Raw genomic sequence first — 14,556 nt, 5'->3', positions numbered from 1 at the left:
AATCGGCAGCAAATGATGCGGCGGTGTTTAGAGCCTGAGTTGATGAACGGTGAAGCGCAGGTTCAGGCCTATGCCGCCGCAGACTTCAGTTCAGGCGATCGCGCCACTGTTGAAGGGGTCCAGCAGCTCATCGATCGCACGTCACCTTTGCCGCCCGAGCCGCTGGTGGTTGATCTTGGTTGCGGACCGGGCAACATCACGCTTCGCCTTGCCGAACTCTTTCCTCATGCACGAATCATTGGCATTGATGGTGCAGAAGCCATGCTGGTCTTGGCCCGCGAACGGGCGCAGCGGCAAAGCGTGGACATTTCGTTCCTTTGTCTGACCCTGCAGGAGGTTCTGCAAGGAACACTTCTGGGGAAGGCTGATTTGGTTGTCAGCAACAGCCTGTTGCATCACTTGCATCAACCCGACCTTCTTTGGAAGGTCACCCGAGGCTTGGCTGCTCCTGGTTGCCGAGTTTTTCATCGAGATCTTCGGCGGCCGGCGTCGTCTGCTGAGGTCCAGCAACTGTTGTTGAAACACCTTCCGTCTGCTCCACCGGTGTTGCAGCACGACTTCGCCGCCTCTCTGGCAGCGGCCTTCGAACCTCAGGAGGTCACCGCGGAGCTCCGCACTGTGGGTCTCGACCAGTTGGCGGTGGTCGCGGAGGACGACCGTTATCTGGTGGTGTCAGGCTTAGTGGACTCCTGAAATCCGATGAGCGGCAGTCAAGTGACCACCGATGGCGATCTGACCGAAGTTCTGGCCTCGGCGGTGGATCGCCGTCGCAACTTTGCAATCATTTCCCACCCTGACGCGGGAAAAACGACACTCACCGAGAAATTGCTGCTCTATGGAGGTGCCATTCAGCAGGCCGGTGCCGTGAAAGCGCGGGGTGAACAGCGCAAGGTGACCTCCGACTGGATGGAACTGGAGAAACAACGAGGGATCTCCATCACCTCAACGGTGCTTCAGTTCGATTACGACGCCACCACCATCAATCTCCTGGATACCCCAGGTCACCAAGATTTTTCTGAAGACACGTATCGCACCCTGGCGGCGGCAGATAACGCCGTGATGCTTGAGGACGCTGCCAAAGGTCTCGAGCCTCAGACCCGGAAGTTGTTCGAGGTCTGCCGCATGCGTCAGATCCCGATTTTCACCTTCATCAACAAGATGGACCGACCGGGTCGGGAACCGCTCACCCTGCTCGATGAGATTGAGTCGGAGTTAGGTCTGACACCCTGGGCCGTGAACTGGCCCATCGGCAGTGGAGAGCAATTTCGCGGTGTGATCGACCGTCGCAGCCGTGAAGTGGTTCTGTTCACTCGCGCTGAGCGAGGTAAGCAAGCCAGCGAGCAACGCCTTTCTTTGGAGGATCCAGAACTGCGGGATCTGGTGGAAGCCGAGCTCCTTGACCTGGCCATTGAGGAGATGGAATTGCTGGATGCGGCTGGAGCCGAGCTTGATATTGAGATGGTGCATGCCGGTGAGCTCACTCCGGTGTTCTTTGGCTCAGCCATGACCAACTTTGGGGTTCGCCCTTTCCTCGATGCCTTTCTCGAGATGGCGCAACGACCCATCGCCCGATCCAGCAGCGACGGCCTGGTGGATCCGCTGCGGGAGGGTTTCAGCGGCTTCGTGTTCAAGCTCCAGGCCAACATGGACCCAAGGCATCGCGACCGTGTGGCCTTCGTCCGGGTCTGCAGTGGTCGTTTCGAAAAGGACATGACGGTGAAGCATGCCCGTACGGGCAAGGCCATTCGTCTCTCCCGACCCCAAAAGCTCTTTGGTCAAGACCGAGCCGTTGTCGAGGATGCTTATCCGGGAGACGTGATCGGTCTCAACAATCCCGGCATGTTTTCCATTGGAGACACACTTTATGTGGGGTCAAAAGTCGAATATGAAGGCATTCCCTGTTTCAGTCCGGAGATTTTTAGCTGGCTGCGTAACCCCAATCCTTCGGCATTCAAAAATTTCCGTAAAGGGGTGAACGAGCTTCGGGAAGAGGGGGCCGTGCAGATCCTCTACGACACGGATGAGAGCAAGCGGGATCCGATTTTGGCCGCTGTCGGACAACTTCAACTCGAGGTTGTTCAGCACCGGCTCGAAAATGAATACGGCGTGGAAACTCGTCTGGAGCCAATGGGTTTCCAGGTCGCGCGTTGGATCAACGGAGGATGGACCGAACTCGACAAGGTGGGTCGGATTTTCAATTGCAAAGCCGTCCGCGATGCTTGGAATCGTCCTGTTCTGCTGTTCAAGAACGAGTGGAATCTCAACCAACTCAAGGAGGATCATCCCGACCTTGAACTCAGCAGTGTTGCCCCGGTGGTGAGTGGAGTGGAGCCGATCAGTCTTTGACCATTGCGTCGTTGTCCGCAGTGGGTCGCCTCACCCACACCTGCGCGTCCCGCTCGCCAGAATCGTGCTGCGACGACAACTCTCGTGAGTACGTTCTGGCTGCTGAAGAACAACGCTGACGGTGGCACGGAATACGTGTGTTTTCGCGGCGATGACGAATCAGTGGAAATGCTCGAGGGTTACCACCTGCCTCCACAAATGCCGTTGATCAAGCGTCGTTCCTGGTTGAACCGCGTGGATGCCCTCAGTTGCCGCAGCCGGCTAGAGCGAAGCGAAGGTTTTCGTCACGGTGCGCCCCTGTTCTGAACGGTCCCCGATACGCTCACTTGAAGAACCGGATCGACGCGATGGCAGCCCTTGGTGAATCTGGTCCCGACGCAAGCTCGGATGATCCTTTCGCCCGTCTCGGCCTGAGTCGTGATGCTGGTTTCGAGCAGGTTCAAGCAGCCAAGGTCCGATGTCTGGCCGAAGTCTCAGGAGATGATCAGGCCAGGGCCAAAATCGAAGCGGCCTATGACGCTGTCTTGATGGCACGTCTCCGCGACCGTCAGCAAGGTCAAGTCAGTGCAGCAGCAGCAACAGCATCTGAGCGGGAGGCATCCGCAGGATCGCTGCCCTCGCTGCCTGCCCAGGTTCCGATGACCAATGTCTTTGCGAACCTCCGCAACAAGTTGCCGGATCCCTCCCAATCTCTCTCTGGCCTCAAGCCTGACTGGGCCCTGGTGGAGGGGCAGGGACGTTCAGTGCGAATCATCGCCGGGATCATCGCCGTCGTTCTTCTGGTGATCTCTGCCGCCAGCATTCAGCTTGTCCTTGCTCTGGCCACGATCGGTGTGTTCCTCAGTCAGATCCGCCGTGGTCGTCGCCCGCTGGCATCCCTGGGATGGACGTTGCTCGTGCTGAGCATTGGTTTGGCTGCGGGCTCATTGCTGAATCTGGCGCTGTCTCCCACCGCTTTCGAGCAGCTGGCGCTTAGTCCTCTTCAGATCCAAGCACTGCCGGCTGGACTCTTGCTATGGGCTGCTGCTCTTTTTCTGGCTTAAGCCTCAGGCGGCTTCCGGTAACGCATCAATCAACTCCTGCAGTTCCTCAGCACTGACGTCATAGCGGTTGCTGCAGAAATGGCAGGTCAGCTCGGCTCCTCCATCCTTGTCACGCATATCAGAGAGCTCCTGCCTGCCCAGCAGCAGTAGAGCAGCCTTGCTGCGTTCACGGCTGCAGGGGCAGAAGAAACGAAGTTCCTGACTTGCTTCGGCGTCATCGAGGGGCTTGGGATCAAGGTCTGGAAAAACATCCCGAAGAAGGTCCTCAAGCTGGTCGCCACTTTCGGCAAGCCGCTGACTGAACCCTGAAATTTCGCGGCAACGCTGTTCAATCAGCTCAACCAACGCCGGCTCTTCGGCAGCTTTGGGAAGGATCTGAACCAGGAGCCCACCACTGGCATGGATGCCTTGGCTGTTGATCTGTTCCCCCACAAACACGGCGGAAGGGGTTTGTTCGGAGTGCAGCAGATAGGAGGCAACATCCTCGCCAATGCCACCACTCACCAGCTCAACCGTGCTGTTGAAGGGTTCACCCTTCCCGTCGTCACGCATGACATGGAGATAGCCGGTGCCAGCAGCCTCCTTGAAGTTGAAGCTGAAATGGCCTGTCTCGTCCTTGATGGGATCGAGTTCAAGAGCAGGCTCTCCGACGTAGCCGCGAACAGTTCCATTGCGACCGGCATCCACCATCAAGCCTTTGATCGGTCCGTCTGAGCCAAAACGAAGATTCACCCGTGCGTGGCGAACCTTCATCGAACTGGCCAGCATCAGGCCAGCAGTCATGGCCCGTCCGAGCATCACGCTGGTGAGGAACGACAGCCCATGGCGCTCCCTTGCCTCCCGCAGGATGTTTGTTGTTGAGACGGCGACCAACCGGATACCGCCTTCAGCGGCTGTTGCGCGTACCAGCCGGTCGGCCATGTCCTCTCGGAAGCTCAGGGCAATGTAGTCATCGGTTCGAGCCGACCGCCCTGCAAGCGCAGTCGCTGGCAGTCCCAGTCCTGGAAGAGCTCAGGTTCGTGGGTGACCACGATCAGCACTTGCTGATGGGCCAGGTTGGCGAGTAAATCGAGCACGTCGCGACGGACCGACCAATCCAAGCCTGCGGTGGGTTCGTCCAGCAGCAAAACTTCAGCTCCTCGGAGCATTTGAACGGCAAGGGCGAGCCGCCGTTGTTGACCGCCGCTCAGTCGTTCCGGAGCCGTCGTGGTTCCGATTTGGCTGAGTCCGACGCGTGCTAGCACGTTGTTTTCCTGCTCATGGCCGAGTCGGCGATGCCCTAGACGCAGTTCCTGAGCGACGCTCAGGCCGAGGAAATGGCGTTCCGGAAACTGGAAGACGATGCCGCAAAGCCAGCGAAGCTGCCGGCGTTTCATGGAACTGCCATTCCAGTGGATGCTGCCGGATGTTGGCGACGCCAGTCCGCTGATGATCTCCAACAGCGAGGTCTTGCCAGATCCACTGGCTCCAGCGATCAGAAGCGGTCGTCCCTTTTGCGTCTGAAAACTGACACCGTCCAGGATGCGAGCGCCAGCCGTCGCGGGTGCATAGGTGATGCCTGATAGCTCGAGCATTTGATCAGCTTGAACGATGATGCAGCTGTCGCGATGGCCCCATGGACATTCGTTTTCGTGAAGTCGATCCCTTCAATTGCTGGTTGTGGATTCGATTCTCGGAACCACCCAGTCAAGGGGAGCGGAATTATGTCGATGGTGTGTTCGATAGCTGGTATGTCATCGGACGTCTCGGTGGCTTCAATGCCGAGAACCTTCAGGTCCATGACGCAGGGGCTGATCTGAGTTGGATGACCTATGACGATGCTGCTGCTGAGTCGGCGATGCCGGCCCTGATGCACAACATGGGGCAACTGGAGTATCAGCAGGAATGGGGACGTTGCTGGGTGGATCTCGGGACCTCGGATGGTGTCGCGATTGACGTGCTGATCAATGCGCTACGCCAGTTGGATTCCGACGTGGTGCAGATCGAAGAGCTTGTCGTCGGTGGGATCAACGAAAATTGGCCCGTGGAAGAGCATCCCGATTCTGTCTTTCCAGGACAGGGTTCTTAGTAGTTACAGTAGTTAGACAAAAGTTAGACAAGCCCGACTCTGTTCAAGGTTTTGTCCATCAGTTGACCTTCTCATAGGCCGAACTCAGATCGCGGATCAGGCTTGGTGGAGCTTTGACTGAAGAAGCTCGTTGCGCCTCTTCTGACCCTGAGGACTTGGGACAGGAGTGGCAAGTGCAAGCTGAGTCAGTGACTTGTAGTCCAGTGTTGCTGCACCATCTTTAATCTTTACTTGTGGCTTGTAGTGGATGTACATTTCTAATTAGTTTAAATTGATAATTTTGTGATTGGCTGGAAAAGGAAAACTTGACAGATGTATGAGAAACATAAGGAGCAAGCGATAGCGGCGCTGACCCTGTTCAACCCTTTAAATGTGGCTCAATGAGCGATCTATCGCGCTACCCAGTTCTCTTGGAACCAGAGAAACCCAGTCATGGCCTTCCTATCAATTAGACCAGCAGTTAGACAGCCAGTCATTCTCAATAGGGTGGCCCAATCCCTGTTGAGCCATCACTACTCAAGACACGTGTTCACCTGTGCTGGGACGCTGCAGAACAGCTCTGGAAGGAGTTGCATCGCGTGGGCTGGCAACAAGTGGCCCCTTTCTGGAAGCTTCTGCTGAGCCCTAGAACGAAGGGGTATGGGGGGAATCAGCGTCCTGGTGTGTACGTAAAGCGGGTTCAGAGATTTCTGCTGAAAACCTGCCAGCACTTCACCTACGGCGTCGACCAGCACTGCCACACGATGGTTGGCTGCAACCTCAGGCAGAAACAGCTGCAGCAAGGACAGCACCTAAAGAAGCGGTGCAAGCTCTGGGCACCCACCTGGCAGAAGGAAATGGGCTGGGCTCCTGAGGCTGGGTAACAGCACTACGTGACGACTGACCACATCGACGGCATCATTTCCGGAATCGAACCTGTCCGATGCTCCGCCGTCTTTCCGTTGGGCTTCTGGCTTCTGCCATAGCTCTCGCTCCGTTGCCCACCAAGGCACAGGACGGCACCGCAGAAGACCTTGGGGATGTGATGAGTATCAGCCTCAAGGATGTGGTCAAGCCGACCATTGGCTTCCAGGGCGCACTGCAGGGAGCAGGAACACCGAACCAAGCAGGTATTGGCGGGTTCCTTCCCCTGTCTGTTGGAGACAACAGCGTTTGGTATCTCGATGCCTTGGTCAACGCCCACTTCGGTGACCGCGATGGTGAGAGCAGCATCATCAACACCGATGTCGCTGGTGGCTTCTCCACCTCCACACGCCTTGGCTAGCGCTGGCTGAATGGAGCCCGCAGCTGGATGTATGGGCTGAATGCTGGTTACGACAGTCGTTCACTGAAATCTGGCAATGCCGATACAGGCGTGAACGTCACCAACAAGAAAACCGTCGGCTTCCAGCAGATTGCACTGAATGCAGAAGCAGTCTCAAACAGCTGGACCTTGAACGGCTATGGACTGATCCCTGTGGGTGATGTCGAGCAGAGACTCAATAGCGTCTATTACGGTGGGGCAATGAACACCTATGGATTGGATGTTGGTTATTTCATTACTCCAGTTTTAAAAGCATCAGCTGGTTATTACTACCAACATCGTGATCAAGAAGAAGTTGATGGTTCTGGTGTGCGTGGACGCTTGGCCTATGAGATCAGCAACGGTTTAACGGCTGGTGTGAATGTCTCCTACGACGAAGCATTCGACACCAGAGTTTCAGCTGATATTAAAGTTCGCTTTGGTGGTGCAAGCACAACAACGCAGCGCAAAGCGGTTCAACAGCTACCCGTAATCAATGCCTTAACATCAACTCCAAGCAACAGAGATGTGAGGGTGCACGATTGTTGGAGTGGAGGAAAAGGCCACTGTCATGGTTTTATGTAAGGTTCTAAAGAATTAATGCCTGATTCGAATATTGAAGGCCACTGGGTAAAGAGTGGAGGGGGGTCTGAATGAAACATGTTGGGTGAACTTAACCTAAATGCCCATGCGACCACAGGGGCTTTTTATTTCTTCAGTCACACCAGTAAGCCAATAAATTAGCCTCCAATGCCTCGCACTATTTTGCATTTAGCCCCGTCAGCAATGGCGGGGTTTTTTATTGCCTTCCCAGTTGGGGGAGAAGATTGCCTTAACAAATCCCTCAGACGGGGGAGGTGTTTCCCAGCTGGAACGGCGATGGTGTGTTCACGGATCGAGAGTCCCACAACACACAGGAATCAAATGAACCTGAAACTCGAAAAGCTCGTGACTGCTGGCTTTGCTGCAGCGCTAGGTGCTTCGTTTGTTTCCGCCAATCCTGCAACAGCAGACCTCGGGGGTGCCGACATTACTGGTCCATCAGGTGAAACGACGACAGGTCGCACTTACAAAGCCAGATGTGGTGCTGATAAAGATAAATGCACAGTAAGCTTCAAAAATGGGAAGCTAGTTGTCAATAATATGGGTGGAATTTACAGGGATCAGTTTGTCAATGTTGTTAGAAATCGTGTATGCACTCAAAGGGCAATTTTGATGCCGTTTATTACTAGTTGCTTCGAAAATCAATATGATATTGCTTTCACGATAACTTACGATAATGATGAAGGTAGCAAGAGATCTGCGTTAATTACTTTCATGCCCAGATATTTGTCGACTGGTGCAACAGACAGGGCAAGAGAGTTTGAACGAGATTTGCAGGTATGGATTGAGGACGTTTTACGACCAATTGGTCCTTCAATAAAGATTGAGGCGCCAAGAGCACAGCCTCCATCCCGCCGACCAAAGCCTATACAACCAGTTATGGATTGCAAAGACCCTCTAACTGACTATGGCTGTAATTGGCAGGAATATCTAAAAGCAAATCCTAATGTAAAGGCTTGGGCAGAAGCAAACCCTGCTATGGCGGAGAAAGAACGCATTCGACTAGGAGGCTTTAAGTAAAACTATGTCGGGAAGCCTGAGGTCTTCGGACTGAAAGCCATACAAGACCCGCAGGGAAAAGCAGGGGGCGTTGTGATTGTCGCTATCCATCTCCCGACAAAACCTCACACACTTCACCCCGTCAGCAATGGCGGGGTTTTTTACATGGACCACCAAGGAAGCTGGCGAAAGTCACTGACTTGATCAAGCGAATCCAAGCTTTTACTTCTGGCCCCAGTTGAATCCGAACCGCTGCTGGGCAGATGCTTCCATCTCCTTGCGGATCTGCTGCATCGCTTCGCGAGCAAATGCCTTTTCATTCTCCTGTGCAGTAATGATCTGCTTCGTAAGAGCACGGAGCTTTTCAATGTCCTCGCAGCCATCGATCTCTCTAAAGGCTGCTTCCAAATGAAACCTTTGCTCAACTGACAAGTGATGATTGGTCATTAGAGATAAGTAAAGGAGTTACAGCCCTGCTGATATGGCAAGGCTGCTGATCAGTCGGTGATGACTCAGGCTGCAGAAATGCTGTATGGAGCTTCAGGGGCGCTGGTGGGCATGGGGTCGAGCTTGCCTTGTGCCAATGCTTTGGCGCGGACATACATCTGACTTGATGTGGCACCAGCTGCTTCCATTGCCTTGGCGACGATGGCCCAGTTACGAACTTCGGGAGACATTTGAGGCTGAATTGAAGACGAAACAACCATCGCCAGCCAACAGACCTGGCCGTGACGGTGAAAACCGCCAAGGGACCGAACACGCGAAACGAGAAGTTCGCTGCTATGTACCTGGTTTCTCCGAGTGTTCGTCTGGCTTTGGGCGGTAACGAGACATGGCACATAACAGGCCAAAACGCCTGTCTTGCGTTGCCACTGCATCACCAGCGCAACAGTGGGGAACACTCAAGGCAGCCACGACTGACCCATGACTCGCGACGCCCGCATTGCCCTGTTTCCTAGCGCAGCGGAGTCCTGGTGCGGTTGCGGCTGCCATCTGCCAGCTCGATTGGATGTGCGGGCTGGGGATCACTTACGCACGGGGCGCCGAGTCCACCGTTCGCGGCTGTGACGTAACTGACTTTGCGGGTCCTCCCGGCGGAACAGTGCACCCATTCCTGGCCCGTGCTGATTGGCACGGTCGCCGACGTATGCCCAGACCCCTGCTTGACGTTGATGGGTTGCAGAAGACTTTGCAGGGCTTATGCCAGTGGCGAGTAGACAGCGTTTTCCTTAGGCGCATCGTGATTGAGCTGGCTGAGGACAGCTAGCGCCTGCTCTTCGCCTGAGTTTTTAGGGCTCGATTGTTGTGCTTATTGCGGAACCACAATTACTCCTTGAGATTGGGGAGTTGTACTGGGAGAGGTTGAGTCAGAAGCAGTAGATGCTCCTAAGGGGTTCTCCACCGCAGTGGTCACAGGGGCCAGATCTTCAACGTCAGAGGCTGTTTTGTCAGTCGATTGATTTTCTGCGGGCTGGGATTGAGCTGGAGGTGCTGCGACCCTAGTGGCGCAGTCGCGTCTGATTTTTTGGACATCCACTGCGAACTGATTGGCTGCTCCACCTGCCAGTAAGGCTTGCTGCATATCTCCTAGTTCCTCCATCAGGACTGCAAATGCTCGGTATCGAGGAACAAGCAAATCCATCCCTGCGGTGATCCTGCCGCTGTTGGCGCACAAGCCATCAAGGTCAAGGTCTGCGACCTTCTCGAGGCTCTTGTCCACCTCTTCGAGAAGTTCGTTGATTTGCACTTGAAGCTTCTCTGCCACCTCAGCGGCTGTCGGTTCTGCGGCGGGTTCACAAGCAGCCAGCAAGAGCATCGGCAGGAGCAGCAAAAGCCGTTTCATCTCACAAGCCTCGGCATGCCACCCAGTCTGGCTACTACTTCAGGTATGCCAAACAAGGACCGCAGCTTTCACGAGTCGCCAGAAAAGGCTGGTGGTGAAGGGTGGCTGTATTCCGAGCAGCAGCAGAAGCTCTGCCACTTCAAGCCCGATACGGCGACCGTGCATGCGCAGTGGATAGCCATCAGGACCTACAGCTACGTTCCGCCCCGCCCACCACAGCCGATGACTGATGACTCGGCGGCGGATGCTGCGGCACAACGCGATTGAGGCTTGGCAGACGATGCAGAAGGCGGGCCGGAGGCGCTGTCCCCCGCCTGTGTGCTGAAGAGCAATCGATTTTCGCTAAGACAGACGGACCCAGCAGTTGCCGCTGACATGGGTCCGCGTCCCGTCCGGAGCCCATCCAGAACGGGACGCACCTCAAATACCCCAGTGACGCGAGTCGATTCAGAGCGATTCGATACCAACCTCAGCTTTCTGTTGCCAAAAGAAAAAAACGGCTGAAGGCGCTGCGCCCCGCCTGTGCGTTAGATCACCACTCAATGCAACTTCTCCTGTAAGGGTGACTGCAGATGCTTCCCTCTAGTGGCTGCTGCTTATCTCAACAACGTCGGTGTGCTTTGTAAGGAGGGTTGCGAGGAAAAATTCATCGCAGAGACTGAGGAATGGGTCAATCCAGAGGGTATGTTGGATGCCTATTGGGGAAAGACAGATAGCGTAGCTACTGCTTAGTAGGCCTATGGGAAAGCGAAGAAAGCTTGGTCATTGCCCGTCCTCAAATGATTGAGCGCCTGAACAAGGTCCGTGATTTCTTTGAGGAGCTATCTCCAGAGCTTGGTGTCACAGATCCTGTTTCTGGATCAGTGGTGACCCATAAAGGCTGATTGCCAGCTGGAGACGCTGCCCTCCTACTGTGCGTTGAAAGTCACTCAGAAGGATTCAAACAACAAAGTTAGTAGAGATAAGAAAAGTGCTACGACCAAGAGGGTTGCTCTCTTTGGTTTTTTATTCTTTGCCATCAGGGTCAGCCAGCAATTGAGCCTGAGAACAAGGTGAATAGCAGTAGGGACGCCCAGACAACAATCAGCAGGGTCTTTCTATTGAGCTTCTGATCAGTCCTGTCCACTGTCATCGGAGGATGTGGGGCTCTTGGCAGAGGCGGTCTACCACCAATTGCCACGACATAAGGTTCCGCAAGGCTTGTTCATATGCTTAGAATAGGCTGGCGATGCTGCCCTCCGCCTGTGCGGTGATCAGTCCAGTTCAGCAGGAATTGAATCTGGCCATGAGGTCATGAGCAACTGGAGGCGGTTGTAGAACTCACCTGCTGCAGTTGCGTTAGTGAAGATGAATTGGGCTGTTCCTCTTGCCCCATCGTCTTTTTGATAGGCCACATAGAAGTACGGGCCGCGTCCACTCAATAGGTAGTACCAAGTCTTGATCAGTTGATCCTTATAGACCTTGTGTTGTCCATCAACTATCAAGTGCTCGTCTGTGATTTCAACGGTGCATTTGTTCCTCCACTGAGCGCAGTAGGCATCAAGTACTGGGACTGTGTAGGCGGTGTAGCGATCAACAAAGGTTTCACCTTTGATTGGTGTGTCTGCTGGACCTAGGTCTGCCATCGCAGGTGTCGCGACCAGTAGTGACAGGAGCAACAGGAGTCGTTTCATCTCGTCAGTGTGGCGATCTGCTCCCCTCCAGTGCGCTGATCTGAAGGGCTTCCGTGGTCACTCCAACCACCACTACCGGCGTTGAGAAATCAGATCAGCTTGAGAGTCCCAGTAGATATCCCGCAACGAGGCCAGTAGCGGCCCTTTGAAATTGCGAAAGAAGGCCCCCAGATCCACTGGGGCGCAAGGGGCCGGTGAAGCGTCGTAATCAGGTTGCGACTGTCAAATCAGTTGCGTCGCCTTCCTGCTCCTCCCATCTGCCCTCGGCGATCTGGACTCCGTTTTAATTAATGCTGGTGCAAAGGTATCTTTCGTGCCGCATTAAATATTTTGATTTTGGTGGGCAGGAATCCTTATTATTGAAAACATTATATTGCATTACAGAATCCCTTGGGTCATCGAATTCAATTGAGAAATGCTCAAATTACCTCCAACATAAACCGCCTCCAAATAGCCTGATGCGAAGATTCCAATTCCGTCGAGAGTCTCGCCCAAATTGCTGGAATGAGACACATTTTGAAAACTAAGGGCGCCTGTTTCGACACCTTGAATGTAAATTTTATCAACTGCGTCAAGAATTTCAATTTTGTCAGCCTTCTCACCGTTTGGACTATTTCCAGCTTGATCATATAGCCAATTATAAGCCCATTGGTCACTCTTTAGATAAAGCGAATCTATTTCTCCATCAAGAGATTCTGCAAACGTATTAAGACCAAATCCACCGTAAAGCGAATCACTACCTTCGCCTCCTGTAAGCACATCGCGTCCGTTTCCTGCTCTTAACTCGTCATTACCACCACCGCCAAACAATTTATCCTTGCCTTGATTTCCGCGAAGATAATCGTTTCCATCATACGCGACCAAGAAATCATGGGTAGAAGATGATCCAATAAGTGAGTCATCAGAAGAATCGCCTTCTATTTCGTTAAAATTTTCATCATCCTCCAGCCCCCAAATATCAAAGAAAAGGTCCAAATCATTAGCTGAATACCATGTCCGATAATCACCTGGAAAGATAGAAGATGAATTGTAAGACATTAGCGAATCGACCTGATCGTATCGATTATCCCAGCCAATATCATCAAGCCCAAGATAATGCCCAAATTCATGTACAAAAGTATTTGTATTTGACTGGCTTGTTGCTGATGTGCTGATATAATTATCAATCCTTGCAAAAGTTGGTTCTGGAGAGAAAAGGCCCATATCAGGATTACCGGGCTGCTGAGTTGTAGTATAAATATTTAGAACTGATATCCCTAAATTATCAGTATATACAAAATCTAGGTCTATCAGTGCGTCAATTCTTTCAATAGTGCTTGTAATTATATTTCTATAATCCTCATAGCCCGAAGGAGGCGCGTAGGTGGGCATAGTCCAATAAACAGTTTCATTATCAGATTGAACTTGGAAATCTAAAACGTTATTTATTTGTTCGTCTGACCAGTCAGTAACTAAGCCATTATCGATAGACATGACAAATTACACATTTTCATTGTAGTAGTAGCAAATTTTGGCTTTGAGTCAAGAGTATTCTTAATGAAACTTAAGGGCCTCACAAATGAACGCCATTCGATCAAATAATAATCACAATGATTTGAATCTAATTCCTAATAGTTGACTCAATAGATTGTCAGTTCTGACCAAATCAACAGAGCAACTGCTCGTCTAGAGCCTTTTGATCTGGCTGGCGATATTCGCTGTTCTCGCCGGACTGGCAGCAGGAGAGCGTCCTGCATGTGGGACGACTCCCAGGGGTAAGGGAGGTTGGTGGACTGGTTTGGGATACCGAGGTGTTTGCCACGCAGCTTGAGCTGCATACGACCGTTGTTATTGGCCACGTTCCAACCAGGGCGCCCTGTCCTGACAGCGTTCTTGAATCCGGCTTCCCAGGAAGCAGCCAACCTGATCTAGACATTTCTTAGGACAAAACTACTGACGCGGGCTGTCGCAGTCAACCGCAGACTTTCGCTGACTACAGTGCTAACAATAGTTTTAGCGTAAACCTCTTGCCCCCACAGGGTCTGAATGGTTTACATCACCCAAATGACTCATGGGGGCTGGAAGGCCCCCTCAACCATTCCAGGACAGGTGATCTCAGCGATCGCCTTTCCTAATGCTCAGGGGTCCCTGGACATCCCGGTGGACATCCCGAGGCCGTGGACATCGTTGTGGACATCCAGCCGGGTGGTGGCCAACTCCACCCCATGCCGAATAAGGACCGCGCCACCAATCCCTAGCTGGAGCAATTGGGCAGTTGCCGCTGACCAAGCTTTATTGGCAAAAGTGGGTTTTGTGCTTAGAACACTTGGGTGAGCAAAACAAAGTAGATGAAATTGAAAATCAAAAAGGGCCTTATTGCGTCTGCTGCTTGTCTTGCACTTCCATTGGAGCTTCATTGGCAATGAGCGCCAATGCTCCTGTTTTGCAGGCAGTGCGCCTTCAAATTGCTCTGATATCAAGCCTGCCTTTAAAAAAGAAAGTTCAACAATAGCCGTTGTTAATACAGACAACTATGCATTTGCCGAAACGGAAGTAATCCTTGGTGATTACGTTGAAAAAAATTGCTAAAGCAACATGTTCAGATGGCATGGGTGTTTTCATGCATCTCCGCAAGGCTATGGATCCAAAAGATAAAACTATATTAAGAGCGAATTTCGATACGTTGTATTCAATGGTTGTTCTTGACTTGTCAATCCCAG

The 14,556-nt window shown here is 52.9% G+C and carries 19 protein-coding genes and 2 pseudogenes; 14 read left to right on the top strand and 7 right to left on the bottom strand.

Annotated elements, in window-relative coordinates; translation table 11 throughout:
* Positions 1–12 precede the first annotated feature (12 nt).
* The 4 genes from FZZ88_RS06525 (at position 13) to FZZ88_RS06510 (ending at position 3,389) form a co-directional block, all read left to right on the top strand.
* Positions 13–693, top strand: coding sequence for a trans-aconitate 2-methyltransferase (locus FZZ88_RS06525; protein ID WP_166018410.1), 681 nt, complete (start codon positions 13–15; stop codon positions 691–693).
* Between the two features lie 6 nt (positions 694–699).
* On the top strand, positions 700–2,346 hold the full coding sequence (locus FZZ88_RS06520) for a peptide chain release factor 3 (protein WP_166018357.1): 1,647 nt from the start codon (positions 700–702) through the stop codon (positions 2,344–2,346).
* An 84-nt stretch (positions 2,347–2,430) separates the two neighbouring features.
* A complete protein-coding gene (locus tag FZZ88_RS06515) occupies positions 2,431–2,652 on the top strand; it encodes a hypothetical protein (RefSeq protein WP_166018412.1) in 222 nt (73 codons plus the stop codon).
* 41 nt (positions 2,653–2,693) lie between these two features.
* Positions 2,694–3,389 (top strand): CPP1-like family protein, encoded by a 696-nt coding sequence (locus FZZ88_RS06510; RefSeq protein WP_166018359.1) that lies wholly within the window; start codon positions 2,694–2,696, stop codon positions 3,387–3,389.
* A 3-nt stretch (positions 3,390–3,392) separates the two neighbouring features.
* On the opposite strand, the gene hslO is transcribed toward FZZ88_RS06510, so the two are convergent.
* Positions 3,393–4,310: an Hsp33 family molecular chaperone HslO gene (gene hslO, locus FZZ88_RS06505; protein ID WP_166018361.1), complete on the bottom strand. Its 918-nt coding sequence runs from the start codon at positions 4,308–4,310 to the stop codon at positions 3,393–3,395.
* Between the two features lie 14 nt (positions 4,311–4,324).
* A complete protein-coding gene (locus FZZ88_RS06500) occupies positions 4,325–4,963 on the bottom strand; it encodes an ABC transporter ATP-binding protein (protein WP_166018363.1) in 639 nt (212 codons plus the stop codon).
* 41 nt (positions 4,964–5,004) lie between these two features.
* Between FZZ88_RS06500 and FZZ88_RS06495 the strand changes: the two genes are divergently transcribed.
* The 5 genes and pseudogenes from FZZ88_RS06495 (at position 5,005) to FZZ88_RS06480 (ending at position 8,362) form a co-directional block, all read left to right on the top strand.
* Complete coding sequence (locus FZZ88_RS06495; RefSeq protein WP_166018365.1) at positions 5,005–5,457, top strand: DUF3531 family protein; 453 nt, start codon at positions 5,005–5,007, stop codon at positions 5,455–5,457.
* Positions 5,458–5,951: 494 nt separating this feature from the next.
* Positions 5,952–6,014, top strand: a pseudogene (locus FZZ88_RS12245) (hypothetical protein); the annotation flags it as partial.
* Positions 6,015–6,119: 105 nt separating this feature from the next.
* Positions 6,120–6,320: a hypothetical protein gene (locus FZZ88_RS12240; RefSeq protein ID WP_166018414.1), complete on the top strand. Its 201-nt coding sequence runs from the start codon at positions 6,120–6,122 to the stop codon at positions 6,318–6,320.
* A 59-nt stretch (positions 6,321–6,379) separates the two neighbouring features.
* A pseudogene (locus FZZ88_RS06485) lies at positions 6,380–7,324 on the top strand (carbamoyl-phosphate synthase).
* A gap of 339 nt (positions 7,325–7,663) precedes the next feature.
* Positions 7,664–8,362 carry a hypothetical protein gene (locus FZZ88_RS06480; protein ID WP_166018367.1) on the top strand — a complete coding sequence of 233 codons (699 nt, stop codon included), beginning with the start codon at positions 7,664–7,666 and terminating at the stop codon, positions 8,360–8,362.
* A 201-nt stretch (positions 8,363–8,563) separates the two neighbouring features.
* On the opposite strand, the gene FZZ88_RS06475 is transcribed toward FZZ88_RS06480, so the two are convergent.
* Both FZZ88_RS06475 and FZZ88_RS06470 read right to left on the bottom strand, forming a co-directional pair.
* Entirely contained in the window at positions 8,564–8,788 is a 225-nt protein-coding gene (locus tag FZZ88_RS06475; protein ID WP_166018369.1) for a hypothetical protein, read from the bottom strand.
* 65 nt (positions 8,789–8,853) lie between these two features.
* Complete coding sequence (locus FZZ88_RS06470; protein WP_166018371.1) at positions 8,854–9,018, bottom strand: hypothetical protein; 165 nt, start codon at positions 9,016–9,018, stop codon at positions 8,854–8,856.
* Between the two features lie 247 nt (positions 9,019–9,265).
* On the opposite strand from FZZ88_RS06470, the gene FZZ88_RS06465 reads away from it, so the two are divergent.
* Positions 9,266–9,409 (top strand): hypothetical protein, encoded by a 144-nt coding sequence (locus tag FZZ88_RS06465; RefSeq protein ID WP_230332851.1) that lies wholly within the window; start codon positions 9,266–9,268, stop codon positions 9,407–9,409.
* Positions 9,410–9,650: 241 nt separating this feature from the next.
* Here the strand turns inward: FZZ88_RS06465 and FZZ88_RS06460 are convergent, their stop codons facing one another.
* A complete protein-coding gene (locus FZZ88_RS06460; RefSeq protein WP_230332850.1) occupies positions 9,651–10,184 on the bottom strand; it encodes a hypothetical protein in 534 nt (177 codons plus the stop codon).
* A 15-nt stretch (positions 10,185–10,199) separates the two neighbouring features.
* On the opposite strand from FZZ88_RS06460, the gene FZZ88_RS06455 reads away from it, so the two are divergent.
* Positions 10,200–10,451, top strand: coding sequence for a hypothetical protein (locus FZZ88_RS06455; RefSeq protein WP_370629773.1), 252 nt, complete (start codon positions 10,200–10,202; stop codon positions 10,449–10,451).
* On the top strand, positions 10,414–10,509 hold the full coding sequence (locus tag FZZ88_RS12235; RefSeq protein WP_370629769.1) for a DUF1651 domain-containing protein: 96 nt from the start codon (positions 10,414–10,416) through the stop codon (positions 10,507–10,509). Before FZZ88_RS06455 ends, FZZ88_RS12235 begins: the two co-directional genes overlap by 38 nt.
* A gap of 928 nt (positions 10,510–11,437) precedes the next feature.
* Here the strand turns inward: FZZ88_RS12235 and FZZ88_RS06450 are convergent.
* Together FZZ88_RS06450 and FZZ88_RS06445 are read right to left on the bottom strand one after the other, a co-directional pair.
* A complete protein-coding gene (locus tag FZZ88_RS06450; protein ID WP_230332849.1) occupies positions 11,438–11,857 on the bottom strand; it encodes a hypothetical protein in 420 nt (139 codons plus the stop codon).
* A 378-nt stretch (positions 11,858–12,235) separates the two neighbouring features.
* Positions 12,236–13,330: a hypothetical protein gene (locus FZZ88_RS06445; protein ID WP_230332848.1), complete on the bottom strand. Its 1,095-nt coding sequence runs from the start codon at positions 13,328–13,330 to the stop codon at positions 12,236–12,238.
* Between the two features lie 781 nt (positions 13,331–14,111).
* Between FZZ88_RS06445 and FZZ88_RS06440 the strand changes: the two genes are divergently transcribed.
* On the top strand, positions 14,112–14,348 hold the full coding sequence (locus FZZ88_RS06440) for a hypothetical protein (RefSeq protein ID WP_230332854.1): 237 nt from the start codon (positions 14,112–14,114) through the stop codon (positions 14,346–14,348).
* A gap of 96 nt (positions 14,349–14,444) precedes the next feature.
* Positions 14,445–14,556, top strand: a 112-nt coding sequence (locus FZZ88_RS12230; protein ID WP_370629771.1) for a DUF1254 domain-containing protein, incomplete at its 3' end; no start/stop codon positions are given.

Source organism: Synechococcus sp. PH41509 (assembly GCF_020514285.1).
GTDB lineage: Bacteria > Cyanobacteriota > Cyanobacteriia > PCC-6307 > Cyanobiaceae > Parasynechococcus.
Note: the sequence above shows the minus strand (reverse complement) of the source record. Positions and strands in the feature narration are given on the sequence as shown.